20 protein-coding genes and 2 tRNA genes are annotated in these 26,210 nt (G+C 41.8%); 12 read left to right on the top strand and 10 right to left on the bottom strand.

What is annotated here, in order from left to right; all coding sequences use genetic code 11:
• Positions 1-3: 3 nt before the first annotated feature.
• The 4 genes from AWN68_RS02820 to AWN68_RS02805 all read right to left on the bottom strand — a co-directional run bounded on the left by AWN68_RS02820 (position 4) and on the right by AWN68_RS02805 (position 5,032).
• On the bottom strand, positions 4-2,697 hold the full coding sequence (locus tag AWN68_RS02820) for a carboxypeptidase-like regulatory domain-containing protein (protein ID WP_084362735.1): 2,694 nt from the start codon (positions 2,695-2,697) through the stop codon (positions 4-6).
• A 67-nt stretch (positions 2,698-2,764) separates the two neighbouring features.
• A complete protein-coding gene (locus tag AWN68_RS02815) occupies positions 2,765-3,631 on the bottom strand; it encodes a FecR family protein (protein ID WP_068411137.1) in 867 nt (288 codons plus the stop codon).
• Positions 3,632-3,641: 10 nt separating this feature from the next.
• Entirely contained in the window at positions 3,642-4,178 is a 537-nt protein-coding gene (locus AWN68_RS02810; RefSeq protein ID WP_068411134.1) for an RNA polymerase sigma factor, read from the bottom strand.
• A gap of 65 nt (positions 4,179-4,243) precedes the next feature.
• On the bottom strand, positions 4,244-5,032 hold the full coding sequence (locus AWN68_RS02805; protein ID WP_172796022.1) for a PepSY-like domain-containing protein: 789 nt from the start codon (positions 5,030-5,032) through the stop codon (positions 4,244-4,246).
• 138 nt (positions 5,033-5,170) lie between these two features.
• Here AWN68_RS02805 and AWN68_RS02800 point away from each other — a divergent pair, with 138 nt between their 5' ends.
• Positions 5,171-5,623 carry a hypothetical protein gene (locus AWN68_RS02800; RefSeq protein WP_068411129.1) on the top strand — a complete coding sequence of 151 codons (453 nt, stop codon included), beginning with the start codon at positions 5,171-5,173 and terminating at the stop codon, positions 5,621-5,623.
• 55 nt (positions 5,624-5,678) lie between these two features.
• Here the strand turns inward: AWN68_RS02800 and AWN68_RS02795 are convergent, their stop codons facing one another.
• Positions 5,679-8,042, bottom strand: a complete 2,364-nt coding sequence (locus AWN68_RS02795) for an ABC transporter permease (protein WP_068411128.1) — start codon at positions 8,040-8,042, stop codon at positions 5,679-5,681.
• Between the two features lie 237 nt (positions 8,043-8,279).
• Between AWN68_RS02795 and AWN68_RS02790 the strand changes: the two genes are divergently transcribed.
• The 3 genes from AWN68_RS02790 (at position 8,280) to AWN68_RS02780 (ending at position 10,472) form a co-directional block, all read left to right on the top strand.
• Positions 8,280-8,352, top strand: a tRNA-Gly gene (locus AWN68_RS02790).
• 338 nt (positions 8,353-8,690) lie between these two features.
• Positions 8,691-8,774, top strand: a tRNA-Leu gene (locus AWN68_RS02785).
• A gap of 153 nt (positions 8,775-8,927) precedes the next feature.
• Positions 8,928-10,472, top strand: coding sequence for a family 20 glycosylhydrolase (locus AWN68_RS02780; protein ID WP_068411125.1), 1,545 nt, complete (start codon positions 8,928-8,930; stop codon positions 10,470-10,472).
• Between the two features lie 52 nt (positions 10,473-10,524).
• On the opposite strand, the gene AWN68_RS02775 is transcribed toward AWN68_RS02780, so the two are convergent.
• The 5 genes from AWN68_RS02775 to AWN68_RS02755 all read right to left on the bottom strand — a co-directional run bounded on the left by AWN68_RS02775 (position 10,525) and on the right by AWN68_RS02755 (position 14,018).
• On the bottom strand, positions 10,525-11,091 hold the full coding sequence (locus tag AWN68_RS02775; RefSeq protein WP_157716047.1) for a hypothetical protein: 567 nt from the start codon (positions 11,089-11,091) through the stop codon (positions 10,525-10,527).
• A gap of 13 nt (positions 11,092-11,104) precedes the next feature.
• Entirely contained in the window at positions 11,105-11,644 is a 540-nt protein-coding gene (locus AWN68_RS02770; protein ID WP_068411119.1) for a hypothetical protein, read from the bottom strand.
• 21 nt (positions 11,645-11,665) lie between these two features.
• Complete coding sequence (locus AWN68_RS02765) at positions 11,666-12,238, bottom strand: hypothetical protein (RefSeq protein ID WP_068411117.1); 573 nt, start codon at positions 12,236-12,238, stop codon at positions 11,666-11,668.
• Positions 12,239-12,608: 370 nt separating this feature from the next.
• Positions 12,609-13,097 (bottom strand): OsmC family protein, encoded by a 489-nt coding sequence (locus AWN68_RS02760; protein WP_068411115.1) that lies wholly within the window; start codon positions 13,095-13,097, stop codon positions 12,609-12,611.
• A gap of 45 nt (positions 13,098-13,142) precedes the next feature.
• A complete protein-coding gene (locus AWN68_RS02755) occupies positions 13,143-14,018 on the bottom strand; it encodes an AraC family transcriptional regulator (RefSeq protein ID WP_157716046.1) in 876 nt (291 codons plus the stop codon).
• A 135-nt stretch (positions 14,019-14,153) separates the two neighbouring features.
• On the opposite strand from AWN68_RS02755, the gene AWN68_RS02750 reads away from it, so the two are divergent.
• Genes AWN68_RS02750 through AWN68_RS02715 form a run of 8 tightly spaced genes read left to right on the top strand, consistent with a single transcriptional unit; the run spans position 14,154 to position 26,197 of the window.
• The gene (locus AWN68_RS02750) at positions 14,154-15,473 is read left to right on the top strand and encodes an L-fuconate dehydratase (RefSeq protein ID WP_068411112.1); all 1,320 of its coding nucleotides are present in this window, start codon (positions 14,154-14,156) and stop codon (positions 15,471-15,473) included.
• Positions 15,460-16,236: an SDR family NAD(P)-dependent oxidoreductase gene (locus AWN68_RS02745; protein WP_068411110.1), complete on the top strand. Its 777-nt coding sequence runs from the start codon at positions 15,460-15,462 to the stop codon at positions 16,234-16,236. Before AWN68_RS02750 ends, AWN68_RS02745 begins: the two co-directional genes overlap by 14 nt.
• A complete protein-coding gene (locus AWN68_RS02740; protein ID WP_068411108.1) occupies positions 16,237-17,091 on the top strand; it encodes a fumarylacetoacetate hydrolase family protein in 855 nt (284 codons plus the stop codon).
• The gene (locus AWN68_RS02735) at positions 17,088-17,918 is read left to right on the top strand and encodes an amidohydrolase family protein (protein WP_068411105.1); all 831 of its coding nucleotides are present in this window, start codon (positions 17,088-17,090) and stop codon (positions 17,916-17,918) included. Before AWN68_RS02740 ends, AWN68_RS02735 begins: the two co-directional genes overlap by 4 nt.
• A 6-nt stretch (positions 17,919-17,924) precedes the next feature.
• Complete coding sequence (locus tag AWN68_RS02730) at positions 17,925-19,382, top strand: alpha-L-fucosidase (RefSeq protein ID WP_068411103.1); 1,458 nt, start codon at positions 17,925-17,927, stop codon at positions 19,380-19,382.
• Between the two features lies 1 nt (position 19,383).
• Positions 19,384-21,747 (top strand): glycoside hydrolase family 95 protein, encoded by a 2,364-nt coding sequence (locus AWN68_RS02725; RefSeq protein ID WP_089082086.1) that lies wholly within the window; start codon positions 19,384-19,386, stop codon positions 21,745-21,747.
• Positions 21,744-25,121: a glycoside hydrolase family 2 TIM barrel-domain containing protein gene (locus AWN68_RS02720; protein WP_068411100.1), complete on the top strand. Its 3,378-nt coding sequence runs from the start codon at positions 21,744-21,746 to the stop codon at positions 25,119-25,121. The genes AWN68_RS02725 and AWN68_RS02720 overlap by 4 nt, the downstream gene beginning before the upstream one ends.
• Positions 25,115-26,197, top strand: coding sequence for an aldose epimerase family protein (locus AWN68_RS02715; protein WP_068411098.1), 1,083 nt, complete (start codon positions 25,115-25,117; stop codon positions 26,195-26,197). The genes AWN68_RS02720 and AWN68_RS02715 overlap by 7 nt, the downstream gene beginning before the upstream one ends.
• Positions 26,198-26,210 lie beyond the last annotated feature (13 nt).

The following is a 26,210-nucleotide window of genomic DNA, read 5'->3' as shown; positions in this document are numbered from 1 at the left end:
CAATCAAAACTCAATTCCAAAAGATAGGTTTGGGGTGATTCCCATCAAGGCTACATTTGTTGAACTGATGATTGGATTTCTTCGATTTCTTGAATCGGCTGGCGCAATCACCGACACTTTGGTGTCGAACACATTTTCGCGATCATACAGATTGAAAATGCTCAAAGCAACATACGCACTGCCTAAGCCTAATTGAAATCGATACTTTGCACTCACATCAAGGCGATGGTATTCTGGAAGACGCTCCCCATTTTTTTCTGTGAAATTTAATTTGCCTATGGTAGGGCCTCTATCGTCTGAAGGCTTTCTTGTTTCTATACCATCGAATGTACTGTACGGTTTTCCTGAACCATATACCCAAGTGGCTGAAAATTCGAAATTCTTATAAGTATAAGTGCCATACCAATTCAGTTCGTGGCGTTGGTCATGATCGGCAAAATAGCTTTTCCCCCGATTGAGTCTGGGAAAGGTATATTTAACCTCGGATAGCGTATAAGACAACCAGCTGCTTAACTTCCCGAAATCACGTTTTACCATAAATTCAAGACCCTTGGAGGTTCCTTTTCCCTCATCAAAAACCCTTCTTTCATCATCGAACTGAGTAATTAGGCTTCCGTTTTTAAAAGCGTATTCCAGTAAACCGTCAAACTCTTTTCTGAAATAACTGACAGAGAATACGTGCCCGCCTTTATTGTATTCCAAACTTAAAAGGCCATGCCAAGCATGCTGAACAGGAACGGTTTTATCGTTGGCCAAAATCCAGAAATCACGACTACCTTCAAGCACATTCTTCGTATTCGACTGATTAATGAACTGATTGTATAAACCCGTAGCTCCTTTCAATTGGAAGCTGCTATTGAGTTGATAAAGAAATGACAGCCTTGGTTCCAAATAAACCTTTTGGGTGGTTGAAAGGTAGCTCGTACGAAGGCCAGGGGTGAAGGAAAAGCTTGGGTTGAGGTAGAATGAGCCTTGGATGTAATGAGCAAGTAGCGATGCCTGATTCATCGAATTATCCACCAATACCGAGTCGTCCGCTTCGTACCTAAATTCATTATTATATAGGGAGACCATGACTCCCGTTTCGATTTTACTGGAACTGTTAATGTCCCATTCATGATCGAACTTTAAAGAAACATCTTCGATACTATTCACTTGATCTTGTTTGGTGCTTGACTCAAATTCGCCTTCGGTTCTTGACACGCTTTTACTGGTCGCTCTTTCGTTATAGGTGCTTTCATAGTTGGAATAAGAAAGTAATAAGCTGGAGTAATGGCTTGTGTTCCATAGGCGTGAAAGGTTCAACGAAGTGCCCACATTCCCCCATTTAATAATTCCCAATTTATCGGTGTCCACACGAAGTGTATCCCTATATCTAGTTTGGGAAGTTTCAGTGTAATTCAGAATATCGTTGCTATCGTAAAAACTAAACGACAAGTGATTTTTAGGGCTAATTCTTGTCGAAATTTTTAGGTTGAGATCGGTATAATAAAAGTCAGGAATGAGCTCACTTCTTATGCTTCGTACTGCTCCTGGAATCTGTGCATCTTGGTCTTCGGTAATACTGCTTTCAAAAATAGAGAAGATGTTTTCAAACAAAGAGGAACTCCAAATGTCGGTGTAAGACCGCCTTCCTGAAAAGAATAAGGTTGCTCCATTATCTGAAAGTGGCACTTCTAAAGACGTGTTTACACTTAACAAATTGACTCCTAAAGAACCACTTGTTTTATTGCGGTTACCATCTTTTCCGGAAATATCAACCACGCTGGATACCCTGCCGCCATATTTGGATTCGAAGCCGCCTTTATACAGCCGAAGCGATTTAATGGCCAAAGGGTTAAATGCGCTAAAGTACCCAAAGAAATGATCTACATGATATACCGTAAAACCATCGAAGAGTACGAGGTTTTGATTTGAGGTTCCGCCATTGATACTGAGCCCCGAAGAAGCCTCATTGGTGGCATTTACCCCCGGCAGCAATTGTAAAGTTCTGAAGACATCTTCTTCTCCCACCGATGGCGTTTTTTGAGCAATGGCAGGATTCATAGTGAATTTACCTGCCTGTTCTTCGCTTTTAAAATCGTTCGTTTCCTTTTCCGATTCCACCAAGACATCTTCTAATTCAACATAGTTGGGTTGAAGTTTAATTTGCAATCTTCTATTTCTATAATCATCACTTATCGTCAATAGGGTGTCATTATAGCCTAAATAGGAAATGTTCAGTTGGGTCTGTTCATTCACTGAGGGGATGGAGAAGTAGCCTTCAACATTGGCCATTATATTTTGCTGACGACTATTTACCCAAACGTATGCATAGGGCAATTCCTCTCCAGAAATGGCATCACTCACCACCGCTGTTAACTCAAAAGTACTGGCCACTTCTACCAACTCAGTCTTCTTTCTTTTGATGATTACCGTGTTGGCAGAAACCAATTCAAAGGTGAGATCTGTGCCTTCTAAAACCTTGGAGAATGTGTCGTAAACATTGAGGTTATTAATCGATGCATTGATTTCAATATCGCGAACGAACTTGTCGGTAAAGGCAATTTTCAATTGATAATTGTCCCTTAGCGTTCTTAAAACCTCTTTAAGGGGTGCATTTTTAAATTGTTCATTGATCACAACATCACCATTGCCAAACAGAAGGTTTGGCAATGTACAGCTGATAAAAACGATGACTATAAATCGATTTCTCATAGAAGGTTGTAATCATTTCACCTCGCAAGGTGGATGCTTTTGCTTGTTGTGCTAAGCAAACATAAGCCTATTCTTTTAAAGGTATCATTTCAATGTTTTTACCTTTTTGCTTGGCTTCTAGGCCCATTGCCTCGCTCACCATTTTCAAGGCCATGGCCAAATCTTTGTTATTGAAATAGCCTGTATATCTTTCCTTTTTATAGCGATCAGGGTAGCTTACAGTAACGCCATATTGTCTTTCCAATTCGGCAATCACAATGTCAAAAAATGCCTGATCGAAGTAAAATTCGCCTTGGCGCCAATCGTCATTTTCTTCCATATTGTATTCAAAAGGTCGAAGTATCTCTTCTTTAAGCACCACCCCCTCACCCGGCAAAAGAATTACTTCTTCATTAGTGCGATTAGAGCTTACCAATACTTTTCCCGTGCTGCATTTCACTTCGTATTTCTTTCCTCGGGCATAAATATTAAAGCTGGTACCTAATACTTGAGTTCTTCCCAAAGTTGAGTTCACCACAAACTTTTCTCCTTTTTCAACCTCAAAAAAGGCTTCTCCTTCAAGACTCAATTCACGCTTCAATTTCCAAAGTAATTTGTTGTACTGAATTTGAGAGCCAGAATTCATCGTCACGATGGATCCATCTGGCAAGATCACTTCCTTTTGAGCCGTATTTCCTACGCTTATTTCTACCTCATTGAAAGTATAAAAAGCATAGCCAGCAGTGAGTAAAATAGCAATGGAAGCGGCCACTTTTAAAAAGAAACTAGAAACCGATTTTGCTGGCTTCACTTCCTGTAAAGGCACCACCTTGGTTTCCTGCGGAAGCACTTCATCCAGCATTTCAAACATGCGTTTTGCAGAAGCATCACTAGGCAGTTCTTCATGTTGATATGAGGACAGTTTATTTTCTATTTTCTTGTCAAAGTTTTCCATAATCCTGCTATTAAGATGCCTGGCGGCTTAATGCTAGCTTTAGTTTATTCCTGGCTTTCGCCAAATTGGATTTCGATGTGCCTTCGTTAATCCCCAATTGTGTTGCAATTTCATGATGCTTGTAGCCTTCCATTACATAGAGGTTAAACACCATTTTGTAAGCTGGGGGCAAGCCCTGAACTAGGAGCACAATTTCCTGAGCTGAAAGTTGATCGATAATGTTGTCTTCAAAACTTTCTACACCTCTGGCCTCATCAATATCATCCTGATCGTAGTGTTTTTTGTTACTTCTAAAGTAATCAATCGCAGCGTTGATAAATATGCGTCTGATCCACCCTTTAAAGCCAAAGTCTATATCATACTTTTCGATGTTGGTAAAGACTTTCAGAAAACCATCGTGGGCAATTTCTTCTGCTTCATCTCTGGTTTTTGAATAAGGCATACAGATGCTCATTGCGTAGCCATAATATTGCTTATACAGTGCTGCTTGGGCGGCCCTGTCATTGGATTTACATCCTTCAATAAGCTGTATTATGTTCTCTGTCATTTTGTTTGGTTGCAAAAAGATACCGGAAATCTTTCGATTTCCGGCCCTCAATTATGAAACGGAGCTTAGCCCCTTTTCATCCCACACGTTTTCAACTCAACGAAATTTCCGTCTGCATCGAATATCAAAGCGCCAACCTCTTTCACTAAAACGTGAATTTCAGTAGCTCCATTTCTTTCTCCAGTTCTAGCGCCTAACACTTCATTGTCAGGGTAGTTATTGGTGATATAAGTTCTAATTGCTTCCGCTAAATCTTCAATTTCAACTTTCTCAAAACGTCTGCAGTTCTTTTCTTGACGTTCTTTCAGTTCTACGAAATTTCCATCCACATCGAAAACCACTACGCCCACTTCTTTGACCAAAACATGGTATTGACTAATGTCTGCATTATCAATAAACATCACTTTTAGCACGGTGCTGTCAGGGTAATTGGTCGTTAAATAATCTGCAGCTGAGGTTGGTAAATCGGCCACTTCCAACTGAGTCGGCCTATCGCCTTCAGGTCGATCCCCTTTCCTCTGATGCTTTCCTCTGCGTTGCGGACGGCCAGCACAATCCACCTGAGATACGTCTTCACCAAACTCTTCTAGGTCTCCGTTTTGCGAAAAAACCAAGTTCATACTATTGGTTAAAAACACTTCGAAATTGGTAGCTTCCGAACTCGTCACCTTAAAAGCCGAAGTAGCTACTTCGCCCACAAAATTTTCATTGATGTAAGTCTGTACAGAACTTGGCAAACTCTCTGTATTAATTTCCGTTACGGTTACATCACTAATGTCACTTGATATTTCATCGTCTTGGCAAGCTGTGATGAGCGCCAAGGAAAACGACATGATTAAGATTTTCTTTAACATTTTCTTTTGAGTTATGTGAAACATTTATTGATTCTGAAGCCCATACGGAGTGAGTTGCCAAAACCGTTGCCTCGGTCAGAAAATAAAATTCATATATCTCATTTTTGATTAAATTCACCCTTCGAAAAACCATCTACTATGAAGCAGATTAGCAACAAAGGAAAAGTGAACCGTTTTAAATACTTACTGTATTTCTACCTGCTTTTTGCGGTTTTCATCTTTGTATACAAATACATTATCCGCCCAGACCTGCCCAGTTTGATCTTATTGGTGGCCTTTGCGCCTATTTTTGGTTTTTTATCTAGCCTGGTGAATTGGCCGTTGTATGTTACTGCAATGGAAACGGAAGGAGGGATTGCCATCAGCACAAGAAAATTATTTTCGAAAAAGGAAAATTCAATTTTGGTGACCAAGTACAACTTTGATAGTTATTACGAAACCGATCACCTCCACATTGGTATGAACCTGTTGGACAAAGATGATAAGCTGCAAAAGCACAAACTGCGCATTAGCTGGTTACGCATTAAAGACCTTCGCGCTTTGGAAGAAAAGCTGAGGGAGATTAATCCTTATGCGCCTGTGAAGGAATAATTTAAGCTTGTTCCGGCTCTGCATTAACGAAAACCGAAACAAGCTCATAATTTACTTACTCATACTTCAAGCTCTTCACTGGATTGGCTGCCGCAGCACGGAATGAATGATAGCTTACCGTAAGCAAAGCAATGAGCACAGATGCACAGCCAGCAAAAACATATACGCCTACACCAATGGTTGCTTGATACTCGAAGGCCGAGAGGAAATCCGACAAGAAGAAGTAGGACAATGGCACGGCAATTCCAAAGCCCAAAAGCACCAACAGCAGGAAGTTCTTGGCCAAGAGCATTATCAAATTAGAAATTCCAGCGCCCAACACTTTGCGAATCCCTATTTCCTTGATGCGCTGCTCTGCGGCAAAAGAAGCCAAACCAAAGAGTCCTAAAAGTGAAATAAATACGGCAATCAGGGTGAAAATATTGGCCAAAGTACCAATATCGGATTCTCTGCGATAGAGGTTTTCGTATTGCTCATCTAAAAACTGGTACTCAAACGGATACTGACCATTCACTTCTTTAAACACCTCTTCTACATAATCTAAAGTGGCTTTGGTGTTTTCGGTAGTGGTTTTCATAAACATTACACTCGATGACTCTGGCCTTAAACTGATCACCAAGGGGTCAATTTTATTGTGCAGCGAAGCAAAATGGAAGTCCTTTACGATGCCAACCACCTTGCCTTGTCTGTCCCAAAAAGTGATGGGCTGATTCAATGGGCTTTCAATGTTCATGTTTTTGGCCGTCTGCTCATTGATGACCACATTGAGCGTATCGCTCACCAAATTAGGGTCAAAAGAACGGCCTTCTTTCATTTCCATTCCCAAGGTTTCAATAAAACCGGTGCTCACCTGCAATACTGTAAATAGCACTTCGCTTTCAGGGTCTTTTCCTTCCCAAGAAAAACCGCCAGAAGTAGAGCTACCAATATTGATAGGAGTATTGCTGGCCGTAGATACATTCAAAATGTTCGGATTTTCCAGCATTTTAGCCTTGAAAAGCTCAATCTTACTTTCGTTCTGAAGTTCTCCTTCCATAGGAATATAGATCACGTTCTCTTTATTATAACCGAGGTTGATATTCTTTACATAAGAAATCTGCTTGTGAACGGCCATGCTACTGATGATCAAGAAAATGGAAATCAGAAATTGAAAAACCACCAAGCCTTTTCGTATCCCATTGGTCCAACCCGAAGAACGGAAACTGCCTCGCAATACTTTGATTGGCGAAAAGGACGAAAGAAAAACGGAAGGGTAGCTGCCTGCCAAAACACCCACCACCAAGGCTATTCCAATAATCAACAGCAGGTTATTCACATCTAAAAGGGAGAAGGCCATCGCTTTATCGGTAAAGTCATTAAGGGAGGGTAACAAGAGCATAATCACCAAACCCGCCAGTAATGTGGAGGCCAAAGCCATAATTACAGATTCTCCCATAAACTGAGCTATCAGCTGACCTCGGGTAGAACCCACTGCTTTCTTTACGCCTACTTCTTTGGCTCTTTTTGAAGAACGTGCCGTAGCCAAGTTCATGAAATTGATACAGGCAATGACCAGTATAAATACGGCCACATAGCCAAACAACCTCACATAGGTAATTCTTCCACCTGCTTGAATTCCATCTTTGTATCTTCCGTGCAGGTATTGTTCTCCTAAATTCTGAACAAAGAGGTCTACGACAGAACCCTCATTCTTCGTTTTTATAAAGTCTTTAATTTTTATGTTGAAGGCCTGAGCATCAACTCCTTCATGAAGCTTGACATAATCTCTAATGCCATTATTCCCCCAATCTTCCAGCCATTCATTGTGGACAAGCCAAGGTTCAATGGGCAGTACAAATTCAAAGTCGAGGGTTGAGTTGACGGGCGGGTCTTTAAACACACCTCCAATTTTATATTCACCCCAACCGTTGATGCTAACCATTTTATCTAAAACCGCGGTGGTCTTAAACATACGTTCCGCCAAGGATTCAGAAATGTAGGCGACATCTGGTGCGGTCAAGCTATTTTCTTGACTCCCTTCAATAAAGGGAAAGTCGAAAACCTGGAAAAAGTCTTCGCTGGCCACCCTGCCTTGTGATTTATAGGATTGGTCGTTTACAATAAATAGACGCTCCTCCTGCCAGACCAGTTGAGTGATGTATTCCACTTCAGGCATTTCGGCCTTAAAAGCTTCTTTTAGTGGGCCAGGGTTTGCTGTTGTGGTAAGTACATAGCCACCAGAATAACGCTGATGTTCCATTACTTGATAGATTCGGTCTATGTCCTTATGAAAATGATCGACCGACTTTTCATCTTGAATATAAAGGAACAGCATTAGGCTTGTGGCAATGCCAACGGTGAGCCCTGAAATGTTTAAAATAGCATAGCCGCGTTCTTTCCAAAAGACACGCAGCGCGGTGATGAAGATGTTCTTGACCATGGTTTTGTTGATTTGAGTTACTTATCAGACGAGCTTATTTATTATTCATTACTCCACAGATGCAAAAAATTAACTAAGGTTGCACGTATTAGCGGTTGTGGGGTGTCTCAAAGCACTGATTGATAAGCAGAAGTAGAAATACATTTATTTTTTCACAAAACGTATTGCATATTTAAAGCCCTTAGTTAAATTTGCACTCCAATTCGCCACAAGGGCGGAAAATAAGTACTGAAATAAGCGAGAGTAGCTCAGCTGGTAGAGCACGACCTTGCCAAGGTCGGGGTCGCGGGTTCGAATCCCGTCTCCCGCTCATAATATTAAAGACACGTTGGTGCTTTTATTTATGAGTAGACAATAATTGCACCATGCCAAGGTTTGGTTGCGGTTCGTCCCGAAGTTTCGGGACCGTCTCCCGCTCATTATGTAAAGACTTTCGTCTTTACATAATGAGTCGCAAGATTTATCCTAAAGTATCGGGATCGTCTTTTCACTCAAAAATATCAAAGCGTGATCATGATCGCGCTTTTTTACTTTAGAGCCGATAGGTTTTAAAGACTACCAAAAAACTTGACTATCTGATAGTCAAAGTCTTTATAGCGAAAGCTATGGAAGACGATGCCTTCCTAGGCTAAGGCTATGGAAGACGAGGCCGGAGTGGTGGAACTGGTAGACACGCAAGACTTAAAATCTTGTGCTCTTCTGAGCGTGCGGGTTCAAGTCCCGCCTCTGGTACAAAAAGCCCTGACATGTCGGGGCTTTTTGTTTTCTACCCCACACATAATAAGTCATTAGACGGTAACCGAAGAATCCTTAATTTCAGGCAAAGTAACTTTGATGTAGTGTTCACATTATCCTACACCCGAGCTTTCCTTCAATCGACCAACCATGAAAAAAACAGTACTCTTAGTCCTTTCCATCTTATTTCTTCAATCCTGTAACAGTACGACAGAAACGTTCGACCACAGCAATACCATCAACCTGGTACCTATTCCTAAGCAAATCTCTGTCTCGGCTCAGGCCGTTCGGCTTTCAGAACAGAGCACAATCTTTGTAGAAGAAGCACTAGCCCCCTTAGCGAAAATCTTTCAAGCAGAACTATTGGCCTTGACCGATTTTAAAGTTGAAATAGCCGAAAGCAAAAATTCAGCAGACATTACCTTCACTATAGATGGTCAGCAGGAAAAAGACAGCTACCAGATTAAAATTGATAAGGAAATCAACGTTACTGGGGGTTCTTACCAAGCTCTGGCGATGGCACGCAATAGCCTGCTTCAATTGGCTTTTGTTGATGAAGGAAAATTAAGTTTTCCAATCCTCAATATGGAAGACCGTCCAGATTCTGGCTACCGAGGTTTGATGATTGACCTGGCCCGTCAGTGGCATTCTGTAGAAAGCATTAAAGAGCTTATCAACATGAGCTCGTTTTACAAATCCAATTACTTGCACCTCCACTTTACCGACTATCAGTCCTATACATTGCCTTCAAAAAAATACCCTAAGCTTTCTACCCCCGACAGGCATTATACTTTTGAAGAATTGGAAATGTTAGAGGCTTATGCGCAAGAACGTGGCGTAACCATTATTCCTGAAATTGATATTCCTGGTCATGCTAGTTCTATTGTTGAAGCATATCCCGAGCTTTTCGGAATCAAGGATATTAAAGAAAACCCGTGGACCATTAACATGGGCAAGGAAGAAGTCTATACCGCTTTGGAAGAAATTCTAGCCGAGATTATCCCCATTTTCAAATCAACTCCTATAATTCATATTGGAGGAGACGAAGCCATCTTCCATAAATTGGATAATGATCCACATGTTCAAGAGTACATGAAAACCAACGACCTCGGTGACGATGTGCATGATTTATATCGTCATTTTATTGTGCGAATGAATGACATCGTAAAAAAGCACGGCAAGCAAATGGCGGTTTGGGAAGGCTTTAGAAAAGAAGGTAAAGTGGAGATTCCAAAAGACATTATTGTCTATGAGTTCGAAACCAACAGGTATTTGCCCAATGATTTAATTGAAGATGGCTACACCGTGGTCAACACTTCTTGGAAACCGCTATATGTGGTCAATCGCAAGAAATGGGAGCCGGAAACTATTTACAACTGGAATGTTTCCCGTTGGGAAAACTGGTTTCCAAAAGCGCCTTCTTTCGACCCCATTCAAACGAACGGTTCCAACCTAATTCTCGGTGCTCAAATGTGTGCTTGGGAGCAGGCAGAGCAAAGCGAATTTATGAGTTTGAGAAAACGTTTGCCAGTGATGAATGAGCGAATTTGGAACGTTGAATACCAAGTAGACTTCCCAACATTTATGTCTCGCTTGGACGCCACAGATGAGTTGCTTTCCAAATTAACTGGAAACACCAAACAAGACAGTCTCTTGCATGGCCACAATTATGTAGATGACAGGCCCGATCGTTAATTTATAATTATTGAGGCTCCATATTTTAGGTCTCCTCGGTTGAACTTGATGGTTACTTTTCAAGGGTATTTAACAAGGTCTTACCTGTAGCAAAGTCAATCGCTGAACCGTCTTCTTTCACCACCTTAGCGGCAATATAGGTTTTAGAAGCTGTTTCAGCTTCTGAAGCATTTAACCGAAGCATAAAGATTGTTTCAAAAACCTCATCCTGATTATCATCAAAAAAGACATAATTCAATCCATTCACAGCACCACTTTGAAGAGCTCCAGAGGCGTCTAACCAAAGTGCATTCCAAGGCATATCAACCCTAAGGCTAATGCTTGAGTTGGGCTCAGTCTGAAAAAATGCTTGCCCTGTTTGGTCAATACCCAGTTTTGTCGGATTAGCTGAAAAATAATAGTCGTCAGAGAGTTTTGAGAGATGAATGCTCTCCGCTGGATTGTCAAGGTCAACGCTTTGCCTTTCGGAACGGAAATGGACTAATGTATATCCATTATTGCTTGTCGTAATATCTTGAGTACGAATGCCATCAGCTGTAGGGTCAGAATCATCGGCTGATGAACAGCCTTGGATAACGAGCATAGCAAGGAGCATTGTAATTATATACCTAAGTTTCATAATCTGTCTTTTTCTAATTGTCTAACAATTCCTTGGCTTTAGCAAATGTGATAGCGGTTCCATCATTCTTGACTACTTTTCCAATCAAGTAAGTCTTTTGATCATCTCTAGGCGCGGTAGCATCCAAGCGCAACAGGTAAGCTGTCTCCAATATTCCGTTGCCATCTTGGTCAATGAAAATGTAATTCAAGCCAGTTACTGCTCCATTCTGCAATTCTGTTCTATTCAATAGCCAAAATGAATGATCAGGGTAATCGGTATCAATAGTAAGTGCTTCAGTAGGGGCAGATTGAAAAAATGCTTGTGTTGAATTCATCACGCCAAACTGCTGTGGGAAACCTAGAAATATTTCAGCAAAGCTAGGGGTATCGCTAAATGGAGCTTCAATACTTATACTTGGCATAGGGGGGTCAATAAACCTAATACCCGGGCCATAGGTAGTTATAGTATACTCTTCAACAGTAGGTTTTTCATCATCTCCATCACTACCACAGCTGTGGAAAAGTAATGCGATAAAGCAAAAAATAACTAGGGTAAATAGGTGCTTCTTCATAAAAATAAAATTCCTTGTTGTCTAATTAAGTTGATCTAGCACTTGTTTCGCCATGGAAAATGATAAATCGGTACCGTCTGTTTTTACAGCTTTACCTATAAAATAAGAGCTTTCTAGATCTTGAACATTCAGGTATACCAATAGCATGGTTTCAAAAGTTCCATCATAATCCGCATCTACGAGACAGTAATTCTTTCCATTTACTGCTCCTCCGTACAGTGCCGAATCGTCCCACCAAATAGCATCATCACTACCTCTATTTAAGTCTTTTGTAGGTTCCGCTTGAAAAAAGGAATAATCAAAGGTACCAACCAACTTGGCAAGTTTTGCATTTCCAATTCCACTGTCAACGTTTAGCCAAGCTAGTGTACCACTATCTTGTAAAAGAGAAAAATCTATACCTGGTGAGTTGGTCATACTCTGGTATTCAGGCCCATACTTTGTTAATCTCACACCAGTCACATTAGAGGTAACCTCCGTTCCTTCTTTATTAAACTCAGGCTCTTCTTCATCAGCACCCCCTGCAGAATCACAGGAGTAAATAAAAAACAAGGATAATAGGAGTATTGATTTAATAGAATTTTTAAAAATCATAATTATCTGATTACTAACGCTATGCCATAAAATAGCGCAATTAACTCACCGCTTCCAAATTTCACTATATGACTTTAATCATGTTTACAGTAAAAAGCGCACTATTTTTTTATTGATAAGTAAACCAAATTAGACTTCATCAAACAGATTATCAGGTTAAAAAATGAAGAAGTTTGGCTCCTATTTTATGTATTAATACAGGTAGAGAAATTTCAAAAAATGTATGTTTCACTTCCAAAAAACTAGGTTATGCTTTTAGCCTTAGTCTATGAAAACCACATAAAATCTCGGTCGGTTATCAACCATTTCTTCAAGAAAGACTACGAAACAATCAGAAAGGCTCGATGGTCATCTAGATCGTTATTTATAATTATTCTGAATATTTTTTAGCCCTTACTTCGCAAGTCGGGTTATGACGAATGGGGAAATTGCATGAATTGGCAATGAAGCAAAGTTCATTGGCCTTATGGTGTAATTCATTGGCTTTGGTTACCATGGCAGCTTCCAAAATCGTAACCACGGGGATAAGCATTACTTCAGTAAATCGGCCTCCGCCATTTGGCGTTTCTTCCATCGTACCCGAAGCATTATCATAATAGTTCACAACTGTAATTCCAGCATCCGCACATAAGTGCAAATACACTAACATATGACAAGCAGAAACAGAAGCCACAAGCATGTCTTCGGGATTGTGTTTTGTTTTGTCTCCTCGGAAAGCGGGATCTGATGAGCCAAGAATAGCTTCTTTTCCCTCCACATGAATTATATGGCTTCTTTCGTAATCTCTATAAGAACTCGTCCCAGTTCCTTTATTTCCAGTCCATTCTACTTTAACATTGTAGCTGTGATTCTTCGACATAGTTCTATCTGATGGTGGTTAAAAATCAACCCAATTTACACGGACTTAGATAAATTTGCTCTTTCTCTGATAAATATATTCTGTAGGCGATAGCTGCATCTTTTTTCGAAACTGCCGATTGAAATGTGAGATGTTATTATAACCAGAATGGTAACTGATTTCAAGGATGCTCATTTGTTTTTCCATCAGCATTTTGCAAGCAAAACCGATCCGTACTTCATTCAAAAATTCGGTGAATGTTCTTTGTGTAGTCTGCTTAAAATACCTGCAAAACGAAGACTTATTCATGCTCACCAAGTCCGCAATATGATTTACCTCAATCCCTTCCTGAAAATTGTTCATCACATAATCATAAACCTTTTCTAGTTTGGAACCTTCCGTTTTTTCAAAGTGATTTACAAAGCCTGGACTGGCAATGGTTTGGGCAGATTTATCTTTGGACAGCAAACTAAGCACGCTCAAAAAGTGGATCATTCGATCCAAATCATTCAATGCACTCAACTCTAAAATTAATGGCCTCACTTTTCCTGTAGTCTCCTTTGAAAACTTCAACCCCAGTTTAGCACGCTCAAATAATTGATGGATTTCGCGAAACTCTGGAACATCCACCAAAGAAGTTTTAAGGAATGAAGGGTCAAAATGAATGGCCAGTGCTTCAGCCCTCAGTGATGAACCTTCCTTAAAATAAGCTTCATCGTTTTGATACATATGTGGCAAATTACTGCCCAACAGAATTAATTCTCCTGCCTTAAAACGATCAATATTATCGCCTACAAAACGAGTTCCTTCGCTTCTCACAATGTGCACCAATTCGAGGGCAGTATGATAATGCCATACTTTAAGAAAATAGGGGAAATCATGTTTCGCAATAGCAAAAGAATGATCTGGGGCGGTATGACGTTTAAGTAATGTTGCTTTCACCGACATTTATTTATCTACAATAAAGTTAATCACACCATTCAATGCAAACATAGTGTTAGTACTGGAATACCTAAACGTAGTCAAAGCTCAATAAATTGAAGAAATTGCTCTAGACTCAAATAGACTGCCTTCCATATGGATTGTGAGATTATAGGCTATGAAGTGAAGGACATCCGCTTCCCAACCAGCAAAACGCTGGATGGCTCTGATGCCATGAATCCCGACCCCGATTATTCAGCAGCCTACCTCATTCTAAAAACCACCATTCCCCATCTCGAAGGCCACGGTTTAACCTTTACCATTGGCCGCGGAAATGACATTTGCGTTCAGGCCATTCGGGCTTATATGCCCATGATCATCGGTAAAAAGCTTTCCGAAATCACCTCAAACATGGGTGCCTTTTGGCATAGCCTTAATGGAGATAGTCAGCTACGCTGGTTAGGGCCAGAAAAAGGAGTAATGCACATTTCTTTAGGAGCCGTAGTGAATGCTATTTGGGATTTATGGGCGAAGAAAGAAGGCAAACCACTTTGGCAATTGGTCAGCGATATGTCGGCAGAAGAGCTCGTGAACTGCATTGACTTTACTTATATCACAGATGCCATTACGCCTCAAGAAGCATTGGAAATGCTAAAGCAGAAAGAGTCGAGTAAAGCAGAACGCATTGCTCATTTGAAACAAAACGGTTATCCTGCCTATACCACCTCCGCGGGCTGGTTGGGTTATTCCGATGAAAAAATTAGACGACTTTGCCGAGAAGCCATTGCCGAAGGTTGGACCCATGTGAAGATGAAAGTAGGCAGCAATCTTCAAGACGATATCCGCAGGGCCACCATCATTCGTGAAGAAATTGGCGAAGACAGATTCCTAATGATGGACGCCAACCAAAAATGGGAAGTAGACCAAGCCATTGAATGGATGGATGGACTCAAGCAATTCAATCCACTTTGGATCGAAGAACCCACCAATCCCGATGATATTTTGGGTCATAAAAAAATCAGACAAACCGTTGCGCCAATCCGCGTGGCTACGGGAGAACATTGCCAAAACAGAGTAATGTTCAAACAGTTTTTACAAGCCGAAGCCATTGATTATTGCCAGATTGATAGCTGTCGCTTAGGAGGGGTAAACGAAGTACTGGCAGTGTACTTAATGGCTGCAAAATTTGGGGTGAAAGTTTGTCCCCATGCGGGCGGTGTGGGGCTTTGCGAGTACGTTCAGCACTTGTCCATGATCGACTTTATCTGTATTAGTGGAAGTACCGAAGGCCGAGTAATAGAATATGTAGATCACCTCCACGAACACTTCGAATCTCCAGTAATCATCAAAAATGCGGCTTATACTGTGCCTGAAGAAGTTGGCTATAGCATTACCATGAAAACCGAATCCATCAACACCTATTCCTACCCAAATGGTAGTTATTGGGTCAAAGAAATGAATTATGAGCAAGTTTAGTCTTCAAGGAAAAAACGCCATCATTACTGGGGCAGGCAGCGGCATTGGGAGAGCCATCGCTTTAGTTTTTGCAGAAGCGAAAGCCAATGTTCAGGTGCTGGATTTAAATAAAGAGGCGGCCAATGAAGTAGTACTTGAAATTGAAGCTGCTGGTGGAACTGCCCAAAGCCATGCTTGCGATGTGTCTAATCAAACCGAAGTAAAAAAGGTGATTGATGCGATTGCAGAAAATCACACAATAGATATTCTGGTGAATAATGCGGGCATTGCCCATGTGGGTAATTTGGAAGGCACAACAGAAGCGGATTTGGATCGAATTTATGCTGTCAATGTAAAGGGGGTTTACAACGGTATGTTGGCCTGCGTCCCATACATGAAGAAATCGGGCGGTGTTATTCTGAACATGGCCTCGGTGGCTTCGGCTGTCGGTATTGCCGATCGCTTTGCCTATTCAATGAGCAAAGGAGCCGTACTCACCATGACACTTTCTGTAGCCAAAGACTACGTGAAGGAAGGTATTCGTTGCAATTGCATATCGCCAGGAAGAGTGCATACGCCATTTGTGGACGGTTTTATCGCCAAGAATTATCCGGGAGAAGAAAAAGAAATGTTCGAAAAGCTTTCGGCAACGCAACCCATTGGTCGAATGGGACAGCCCGAAGAAATAGCGAACTTAGCCTTGTTCTTATGTTCAGATGAGGCGGGATTTATTACAGGAACAGACTACCCAATTGATGGGGGATTCATAAAACTCAACACATAAATGAAGTTAATTCGATTTGGAAAAGCCGGAGAAGAAAAACCCGGAATCATCAATAAAAATGGTCAAAGGCTTAATGTAACTGGCTTTGGAGAAGACTATAATGAGGCCTTTTTTGAAACAGACGGCATCAAAAGATTGATCACTTGGCTGTCAAAAAATATTGACAACTGTCCAAGAATTCCTGAAAGCGAACGTCTTGGCCCTCCCCTTTGCAGGCCTTCTAAAATCGTTTGTGTGGGATTGAACTATGCCAAGCATGCAAAAGAAAGTGGGATGCAATTGCCAACGGAACCCGTGCTTTTCTTCAAGTCTACTACTGCTATTTGTGGCCCAGATGACGATGTAATTATTCCAAAAGGAAGCCAGAAAACTGATTGGGAAGTAGAGCTTGCTGTGGTCATTGGTAAAAAAGCCTCTTATATAGAAGAAGAAAATGCGCTAGAATATATCGCAGGCTATGTACTGCACAACGACATCAGTGAGAGAGAATTTCAATTGGAAAGGCAAGGGCAATGGGTAAAAGGAAAGAGCAACGATACCTTCGCTCCCCTTGGTCCTTGGTTGGCCACCCGAGACGAAATAAGTGACCCTAGTAACCTTAACCTTTGGTTGAAATTGAATGGCAAAACCATGCAAGACAGCAATACATCGGATATGGTTTTCAAGATTCCAAAATTGGTGAGCTATATCAGCCAATTCATGACGCTTTTACCCGGGGATATTATTTCTACCGGAACTCCTTTTGGAGTAGGTCTGGGGCTTAATCCGCAAAAGTACCTTGTTGAAGGAGATGTGATGGAATTGGGCGTTGACGGACTTGGAGTGGCAAAACAAAATGTGATCAAGTACGGATGAAAATCGATGCGCATCAGCACTTTTGGCAGTACAATCCGGTAAGAGACTCCTGGATAGATAACTCTATGTCTGTACTGATGCGCGATTTTCTTCCATCAGAGTTGAAAGAAGAAATGGACAACAATGGAATTGACGGCTGTATAACTGTACAAGCCGATCAATCCGAAGAAGAAACCAATTTTTTACTTCAGTTGGCACAATCCAATTCCTTCATCAAGGGAGTAGTGGGCTGGATAGATTTGCGAGCCGCAAATGCAGAGGATCGCTTAGCTCACTTCGCCACAAATGAAAAACTTAAAGGCCTCAGACACATTGTTCAGGCCGAACCAGACGAGCATTTTATGCTCCAAAATGATTTTAAAAGAGGTATTTCCTTTCTTTCTAAATACCGACTTACCTATGATATTCTGATCTTTCCTAAACACTTGGGTACTGCTCTGGAGCTGGTAAAACAGTTTCCAGAGCAACCCTTTGTTATTGACCATTTGGCCAAACCTCAAATCAAAGAACAAGTATTTTCGCCATGGAAAGAACAAATTCAGGCGCTGGCCAAAGCACCGAATGTGTTTTGCAAAGTCTCTGGTTTAGTCACCGAAGCCAATTGGCACAATTGGAAAATGGAAGACATAAGACCTTATTTAGACATAGCTTTTGAGGCCTTCGGAACAGATCGACTTATGTTCGGCTCCGACTGGCCCGTATGTAAATTGGCTGGAAATTATACCACCACCTGCGTTTTAATGGAAGAGTACCTCAAAGATTTTTCAGAGGTAGACAAGGCCAAGTTTTGGGGGATTAATGCGGCAAAATTTTACACCCTAAATTGATGAATCATGAAAAAGTCAAGCCTACGATTTGTTCTTACCTTCTTACTGACGCTTCCTTTTTTAACAGACGCACAAGAAGAAAAGCAGAAGTACTTTCCAGAGACTGACCCTTTAGTTTTAGAAAAATTAGAGCAATGGCAAGACATTAAATTTGGTTTGTTGATGCACTGGGGAACTTACAGCCAATGGGGCATTGTAGAATCTTGGTCCATTTGTGCCGAAGACGAGCCATGGTGCACAAGGCCACACGACAATTATGAATTGTATAAGCAGGAATATGAAAATCTACAAACGACTTTCAATCCCGTAAACTTCGACCCAAGTAAATGGGCAGAAGCGGCCAAGCGCGCAGGGATGAAATACATGGTATTCACTACCAAACACCACGATGGCTTTACTATGTTCGATTCGAAGTTCACGGATTACAAAATCACCGACCCTAAAACGCCATTTCACACCAACCCAAAAGCCAATATCACAAAGGAGATTTTTGACGCCTTCAGAACTGAAGACTTTATGATTGGCGCCTATTTTTCTAAACCTGATTGGCACTCGCCCTATTATTGGTGGAAGAATTTTGCGACCCCAGATCGAAACGTAAACTACAATGTAAATACCTATCCCGATCGTTGGGAAAAATTCAAAGACTTCACCCATGGCCAAGTAAACGAGCTTATGAGCGATTATGGCAAAGTGGATATTCTCTGGTTCGATGGCGGTTGGGTGCAGCCCTATACCAATGAGGAAATTCTCGCTTACAAAGTGAAAAAGGATTTTAAGCAGGTCAATCTTCAGAATCAGGACATCGACATGCCAAGGTTAGTAGAGGAAGTAAGAGCAAAGCAGCCAGGAACTATTGTTGTTGACCGAGCAGTGGAAGGGCCTTATCAAAACTACATAACCCCAGAAAACCGAATTCCTGAACACATGATTCCTTACCCATGGGAATCGCCAATGATTGCTGGCGGAAGCTGGTCTTGGATCAAAAAACCAACCTACATTTCAACCCGAAAAGCTGTGCATATGCTACTGGATATTGTTTCGAAAGGAGGAAACCTATTACTCAATATTGCCCCTTCTCCTCTAGGTGAATTTGATGAAGGTGCTTATGAATTATTGGAAGGTATTGGCCAATGGATGGACGTAAATAGTGAGGCCATTTATGAAACTCGACCTATTGCACCTTATAAAGAAGGTAAAGTAGCCTTGACACAAAACAGACATACCAAAGTTGTTTATGCAGCTTACCTGCCCGAGGACAACGAAAATCAACCTCCAGCCAAAATATGGTTATCCACAATACAACCAGAAAAGGGAACCAAAGTAACCATGTTGGGTTCAAAAGTAAACCTGAAATGGGAGGCGGTTGGAAATGGTTTTGAAGTGATTATTCCTGAAAGCCTAAGAAAAAACCCACCGGCTTCAGATGCTTGGGTGCTCAAAATTGAGAAGGTAAAGCACTAACATGATGAAAAAGGCTCTATCAATTCTATTTGCGCTGGCACTAATTTCCGCCTGTGGCACTTCTCCAAAAGAAGAAACCCGAAACGTCCTCTGGTATAATACGCCCGCAACAGATTGGTCAAAAGAAGCCTTACCCATTGGCAATGGAAGAATGGGCGCCATGGTGTTTGGTGATCCCCTTCACGAACGTATTCAATTGAATGAAGACTCCATGTGGCCAGGTGCCCCCGATTGGGGAGATGCGCAAGGAACGCCAGCGGATTTGGAAAAAGTAAGAGGGCTTTTGGTTGCTGGAAAAGTGCATGAAGCCGACAAAGCTTGGGTCGGTTCTTTTTCGCATAAAAGTATCGTTCGTTCGCACCAAACCATGGGCGACTTATTCATTGATTTCGAAGAAAGAGAAGTTTCCAACTATCACCGTCAGCTAGACTTAGATTCCGCTTTAGTAACCGTCAGCTATAATACGAAAACCGGAAAATTTACGGAGCGCATGTTTGCCAGTGAACCACACAATGCCATGGTTTTGGAGCTTGAAACCACAGACGAAGCAGGCTTGAATCTAGACCTTCGATTGAGCAGGCCCGATGACAATGGACATCCAACCGTTTCAATTTCCACCCCAAAGGAAAATGAAATTCAAATGGACGGCATGGTGACCCAATACAAAGGCAAGCACTTTTCGGAACCAAAACCCATCGACTATGGTGTGAAATTTCAGACCCGTTTGAAAGTAGAAAACGAAAGAGGAACAATCACGTCTTCAGAAGGAAAACTAAAATTAAGCGGAGTCAAAAAAGCCACGATTTACATTGTTGCAGCTACCTCTTATTACCAGAATGACTTTGAAACGAAAAACGAGCAAGACCTTCAGCAACTTTCGAACACTTCATTCCAAGAAATTCTTAAAGCCCATGTAACCGACTACCAAAGCCTTTTCAAAAGAGTTGAGTTCGATTTAGGTGGCCACGAACTGGACAGTATTCCTATTAATGAACGCCTCGATCGAATTAAAGCTGGGGCAAAGGACCTAGATTTTGTGGCCAAACAATTCCAAATCGGAAGGTATTTGCTGATTGCAAGTTCGCGCCAAGGCACCAATGCCGCCAACCTTCAAGGCCTTTGGAATGAACATATTCAAGCCCCTTGGAATGCAGATTATCATTTGAACATCAACCTGCAAATGAACTATTGGCCTGCGGAAGTCACCAACCTAAGCGAAATGCATGACCCCCTTTTTGATTTCACAGAACGGCTCATCGAACGTGGAAAAATTACTGCAAAAGAACAATACAACATGCGTGGTTTTGTGGCGCACCAAGCTACAGACTTTTGGGCGCCAGCATGGATGCGCGCAGAAACGCCCTACTGGGGTGCCTGGATTGGCGGAGGCGGTTGGCTGACACAGCACTTCTGGGATCACTATCAATTCACCCAAGACAAGGCGTTTTTAAAAGACCGGGCCTATCCTGCGATTAAGGCTTCTGCCTTATTCTACTTGGATTGGCTGATGGAAGATCCGCGAGATGGAAAATGGATTTCGGCACCTTCCACGTCACCTGAAAACTCATATACCGCTGCCGATGGAAAATCTGCGGCCACTGTTTTGGGCACTGCCATCGACCAGCAAATTATTGCCGAAGTATTCACCAATGCATTGGCTGCCGCAAAAGACTTAGGCATTGAAGATGACTTTACGAAAGAAGTAAAAGAGAAACTGGCGAACCTAAGATCGGGGACCGTGATTGGACCTGATGGTCGAATTTTGGAATGGGATCGGCCTTATGAAGAACCCGAAAAAGGGCACAGACACATGTCGCATTTGTATGCCATTTATCCGGGAAACACCATTACCTCGAAAACTCCCGAACTCTTTAAAGCCGCCCGAAAGTCTACTGAATACCGATTGGCCAACGGAGGCGCAGGCACGGGCTGGAGCAGGGCTTGGTTAATCAACCTTTCCGCTCGACTTCTGGATGCTGAGGAAGTAGACAAGCACGTGACACTTCATTTGCAAAAATCCATTGTGCCGAACTTATTCGACATGCACCCTCCTTTCCAAATTGATGGTAATTTTGGTTTCACCGCAGGTGTAGCCGAAGCCCTGCTTCAATCGCACACAGACGAAATTAATCTGTTGCCAGCTTTACCCAAAACTTGGGCCACAGGAAATATAAAAGGACTTAAAGCCAGGGGCAACCTGACCATTGACTTATCATGGAAAGATGGCGTACTTGACATGGCCAAAGTAATACCTGCAAATTCAGGGAATTATCAATTTGCATATCAGGGCACTTCAAAAACAATCGAAATGCAAGCTGGAAAAACTTATTACCTCAACGCACAACTAAAAACGACAACTCCATGAACAAACCAGCTAAGTTCACCGCCCTCCTCCTCACACTAGTTTTATGGGTGACCTCTGCTGAACAAAGCCACGCCCAATTTCAAAATGGGGTAGACGAAATATGGAAATACATCGAGAATGAGCAGATCATAAGTGAAAACAAAACGCCTGCACACGCTTCATTCACCTCATATACTTCGGAAGCTGATGCGCTAAACAAAAAAGCCACAGAGGCCAAATTCTATCAATCGCTAGATGGCACATGGAAATTTAACTGGGTGCGTATGCCAAAAGACAGGCCGCTCACTTTTATGAATCCTTCGGAAAGCGTTGACAATTGGGATAACATTAAAGTCCCTGCCAACTGGGAAGTGGAAGGTTTCGGAGTGCCGATTTATGTAAACCATCAATACGATTTTGCCGATTACAAAGCTCCCGTTTCTGAGGAAATGAAATTTGTGGATCGCGTTTACCCTGCCGACCCGGGTAAAGTTCCTCATGACTATAACCCAGTAGGATCCTACAGAAGAGATTTCGATTTGGACAAAGACTGGGATGGAAAACAAATTTTTCTGCACATCGGAGCGATGAAATCTGGCGGCTTTCTCTGGATTAATGGAGAATACGTTGGCTATTCTCAAGGCAGCAAGTTGCCAGCAGAATTTGATGTAACCAAATTCGTAAAACCAGGAAAAAACACCATCGCCCTACAAATCTATCGCTGGACGGATGGCGCTTATTTAGAAGGTCAAGATTTTTGGCGCATCAGTGGAATTGAACGCAGCGTCTATCTCTACGCACAACCGAAACTTAGAATCAAGGATTTCGAAGTGGTATCCATTTTAGACGGTGCTTACAAAAATGGAGCATTCGACTTAACTGTTGATTTGAAAAACCATGGTACGAAGTCCCAGAAATTCAAGCTCAGTTATAAGCTTATCACAGCGGAAGGCAAGGAAATAAAAAGTTCATCCGAAACACTTTCAGTAGCAGCAAACGCGGAAGTCAGCCATCACTTTCAAGCCACCATCAACCAAGTAAAACAATGGAGTGCAGAGCATCCGAACTTATACACATTGCTACTAAAAGTAGAAGACTCAAAAGGAAAAACGCTTGAAGCTACTTCCCGAAAAATTGGTTTTAGAAGTGTAGAAATTAAGCAGGGTTTACTTTTAGTGAACGGCCAGCGAATTACTTTGAAGGGAGTGAACACCCAAGAAAATGACCCAGAAACAGGTCATGTCATGAGCGAAGAAATGATCATGAAAGACATTCGCTTGTGGAAGGAAAATAATATCAATGCGGTGCGCTTGAGTCATTACCCAAGAGGCAGGCGCTTTTACGAACTCTGCGATGAGCACGGAATTTATGTGGTAGACGAAGCCAATATCGAATCGCATGGTATGTATTATGGACAATACTCCTTGGCCAAAAAGGAGAATTGGGAAAAGGCCCATGTGGATAGAATGTTGCGCATGGTTGCCCGCGATAAAAACCATCCGTCTGTGGTCATTTGGTCCATGGGCAATGAAGCTGGAAATGGCATCAACTTTTACGCAGGCTACAAGGCCATGAAAGCCTTAGACAAAACCAAACGTCCGATTCAGTATGAGCGCCCTTACAAAGATTACGATGGCAGCCTTTATGATATGGATTGGAACACGGACATTATCGTTCCCCAATATCCGTCACCAGCGCGCTTCGAGCAAGTAGGCCAAAGCAAAACCGACCGCCCTTATATTCCAAGTGAGTATGCCCACGCCATGGGAAATAGCACCGGTAATTTCCAGGATTATTGGGACACCATCGAGAAATACGACAACCTACAAGGTGGTTTTATTTGGGATTGGGTAGATCAGTCCATTTGGAAAACCAACGAAAAGGGAGAACGATTTTATGCCTATGGAGGCGATTATGGCGAAAACATGCCAACGGATAATACCTTCTTGAACAATGGAATTGTGTTTCCAGACCGTACGCCTCAACCTGCTTTATACGAAGTAAAAAAGGCGCATGAGTACATCAATTTCAAAGACCAAGGCATTAACCGACATGATGAATTGAGAGTTTTGGTGGAAAACCTTTATGACTTCACCGACCTCAATCAATTCAATCTTGAAGCGAAAATCAAAGCGGATGGCAGGGTATTAAAAACCATTGCTTTGGAGGAAATATCTGTGGAAACGCATACGGGAAAACTGATCCGAATTCCTTTATCGGGAATAGATTATCAACCTAAAACAGAATACTTTGTTGAAATCAGTGCCACTACAAAAACAGATTGGGGACTGCTTCCCAAAGGTTTCGAAGTAGCCCATGAGCAGTTATTCTTAGAGGGGAAATATACACCTCTAGAAACCGCACCAAGAGGTGATGGAAACCCACTGAATTATAAAGAACAAGGCCAAACCATCACGATTCAGAATGACATTGTGAAAGTGGTTTTCGATAAAAATCAAGGTCAAATCACTTCTTATGTTTTCGAAGGCAATGAATTGCTGAAAGATGGCCAAGGCCCAAAACCTAATTTTTGGCGTGCTCCAACCGACAATGATTTGGGCAATAGAATGCAGAACAGAAATATAGAATGGAAGAAAGCTTCTCTGTTTTCTAAAGTAATTGAAACAAAGATTTATGAATTAGAGAAAAATGTAATTCAACTTCAAATCACTTATGTGTTACCTGGCGTCAATACCCATTATAAGAGCTTTTACACCATTAGCGGCAATGGGCTGATCCATATTTCTAATGAAATAGAGCCAACGGAATACAAAGCCGACATGCCTAGAATGGGCATGCGCATGCAACTGCCGAAAGCATATAACAACCTTGATTATTATGGCCGTGGCCCTTGGGAAAACTACCAAGACCGGAAAGCTTCGGCCTTTGTGGATGTATATTCCTCTACCGTTTCAGAACAATATGTGCCTTACGTTCGGCCACAGGAAAACGGCTACAAAACAGATGTGCGTTGGGCCACATTGAGCAATAATGAAGGTCAGGGTTTAATGATTGTAACAGACTATACGGATCAATCCCTTGGTTTTTCAGCATTGCACATGCCCAATGAAGATTTTGATTTAACAGAAGGATTGGCCTATAGTGCAAACGATAAAATCGATCCAGAATTTCAGTTGGAAGGTGCTTCGCCTGCTAATCCAAGCAAGCACATCAACGACATCAAGGAAAAAGATTTGGTGCAATTGAACATTGACATGGGTCAGCGCGGAGTGGCTGGAGATGATAGCTGGGGAGCTATGCCACAAGAAAAATATCGCATTAAAGCGGATGAAAAACTGAGCTATGGTTTTTACCTTTTCCCCTTTTCAAAGTATAGCAAGGAAGCCGCGATTAGAAAAAGTAAAAGCTTAATGGAGCAAGGGTTAGGATGGTAGAAAGTAAACCTTTTGGCCGCACCAAAAACGGAGAAGAATCCACGCTGTTTTACCTGTACAACAATCAGGGACACTCCGTATGCATTACTGATTTTGGGGCCCGAATTGTTGAAATCAATGTGCTCGATAGTCTTGGAAAAATTGATAATGTTGTGCTGGCCTATGATCGGCTGGAAGCATACGAAAACGACCCTGCTTACCTAGGCGCAATCGTTGGGCGATACGCTTCTAGAATTCATGAAGGCAAGTTTGAAATGGATGGAAAAACCATTCAGCTTTCAAAAAACGAAAAAGGAAATCACCTGCATGGTGGCGCAAACGGATTCGATAAAAAAGTCTGGAAAAGTAAAACAGAAAGCAGCAAAGGTTTTGAACGTTTGACACTTTCGTACTTCTCTCCAGATGGTGAAGAAGGTTATCCGGGAAACCTTGAGGTGAGCCTAATTTATACTTGGAACAATGAGAGTGAATTAAGGCTGGACTTCAGCGCAAAGTCGGATCAGAAAACCATTATCAACCTTACCTCTCACTCCTATTTCAACCTTTCTGGTTTTGCCAAAGAAGAGATTTTAGATCACCTGCTGATGATCAATTCCAAAAGTTTCGCCCCAATGAAGTCTGAGCTTGTGCCGCAAGGAACATTAGAAGAAGTAAGTGAAACACCCTTCGATTTTAGTTGCTTCAAAGCCATCGGCAAAGACATTGCAGATCAAGACCCGCAGCTAAAATTGGCGGGCGGCTACGACCATTCCTTTTTTCTGCAAGCAGGAAATTCGTTGATAAAAGCGGCCTCCCTTTATGAGCCCAAAAGCAAAAGGCTGTTAGAAATTTCTACTACCGAAGTAGCTGCCCACCTGTATTCTGGAAATTATTTACCCAATGTATTGGGCAGAAATGGAATGCCCATTGGACCGAAAAAAGGAGTGGCTCTAGAAATGCAGCACTTCGGAGATACTCCAAATCAGCCTGCATTCCCCTCCACAATTTTGGAGGCCAACACTGAATTTAAAAGCAGCACTTTGTATAAATTCACAACGGTTGAAAGTATTGTGAATCAGATAAATAGTAATTTGTAAATGAAGAACAAGT

This window comes from Roseivirga echinicomitans (assembly GCF_001592935.1).
Lineage (GTDB): Bacteria > Bacteroidota > Bacteroidia > Cytophagales > Cyclobacteriaceae > Roseivirga > Roseivirga echinicomitans.
This window is presented reverse-complemented; position numbering and strand designations above follow the sequence as displayed.

Excerpts from the sequence above, each read along its gene's own strand:
- AWN68_RS02720 (WP_068411100.1), top strand. The coding sequence starts at position 21,744 with ATGAACAAACCAGCTAAGTTCACCGCCCTCCTCCTCACACTAGTTTTA.
- AWN68_RS02770 (WP_068411119.1), bottom strand. The coding sequence starts at position 11,644 with ATGAAGAAGCACCTATTTACCCTAGTTATTTTTTGCTTTATCGCATTA.
- AWN68_RS02740 (WP_068411108.1), top strand. The coding sequence starts at position 16,237 with ATGAAGTTAATTCGATTTGGAAAAGCCGGAGAAGAAAAACCCGGAATC.
- AWN68_RS02810 (WP_068411134.1), bottom strand. The coding sequence starts at position 4,178 with ATGACAGAGAACATAATACAGCTTATTGAAGGATGTAAATCCAATGAC.
- AWN68_RS02820 (WP_084362735.1), bottom strand. The coding sequence starts at position 2,697 with ATGAGAAATCGATTTATAGTCATCGTTTTTATCAGCTGTACATTGCCA.
- AWN68_RS02735 (WP_068411105.1), top strand. The coding sequence starts at position 17,088 with ATGAAAATCGATGCGCATCAGCACTTTTGGCAGTACAATCCGGTAAGA.
- AWN68_RS02730 (WP_068411103.1), top strand. The coding sequence starts at position 17,925 with ATGAAAAAGTCAAGCCTACGATTTGTTCTTACCTTCTTACTGACGCTT.
- AWN68_RS02780 (WP_068411125.1), top strand. The coding sequence starts at position 8,928 with ATGAAAAAAACAGTACTCTTAGTCCTTTCCATCTTATTTCTTCAATCC.
- AWN68_RS02775 (WP_157716047.1), bottom strand. The coding sequence starts at position 11,091 with ATGAAACTTAGGTATATAATTACAATGCTCCTTGCTATGCTCGTTATC.
- AWN68_RS02795 (WP_068411128.1), bottom strand. The coding sequence starts at position 8,042 with ATGGTCAAGAACATCTTCATCACCGCGCTGCGTGTCTTTTGGAAAGAA.
- AWN68_RS02750 (WP_068411112.1), top strand. The coding sequence starts at position 14,154 with ATGGATTGTGAGATTATAGGCTATGAAGTGAAGGACATCCGCTTCCCA.
- AWN68_RS02805 (WP_172796022.1), bottom strand. The coding sequence starts at position 5,032 with ATGTTAAAGAAAATCTTAATCATGTCGTTTTCCTTGGCGCTCATCACA.
- AWN68_RS02765 (WP_068411117.1), bottom strand. The coding sequence starts at position 12,238 with ATGATTTTTAAAAATTCTATTAAATCAATACTCCTATTATCCTTGTTT.
- AWN68_RS02760 (WP_068411115.1), bottom strand. The coding sequence starts at position 13,097 with ATGTCGAAGAATCACAGCTACAATGTTAAAGTAGAATGGACTGGAAAT.
- AWN68_RS02800 (WP_068411129.1), top strand. The coding sequence starts at position 5,171 with ATGAAGCAGATTAGCAACAAAGGAAAAGTGAACCGTTTTAAATACTTA.
- AWN68_RS02725 (WP_089082086.1), top strand. The coding sequence starts at position 19,384 with ATGATGAAAAAGGCTCTATCAATTCTATTTGCGCTGGCACTAATTTCC.
- AWN68_RS02815 (WP_068411137.1), bottom strand. The coding sequence starts at position 3,631 with ATGGAAAACTTTGACAAGAAAATAGAAAATAAACTGTCCTCATATCAA.
- AWN68_RS02745 (WP_068411110.1), top strand. The coding sequence starts at position 15,460 with ATGAGCAAGTTTAGTCTTCAAGGAAAAAACGCCATCATTACTGGGGCA.
- AWN68_RS02715 (WP_068411098.1), top strand. The coding sequence starts at position 25,115 with ATGGTAGAAAGTAAACCTTTTGGCCGCACCAAAAACGGAGAAGAATCC.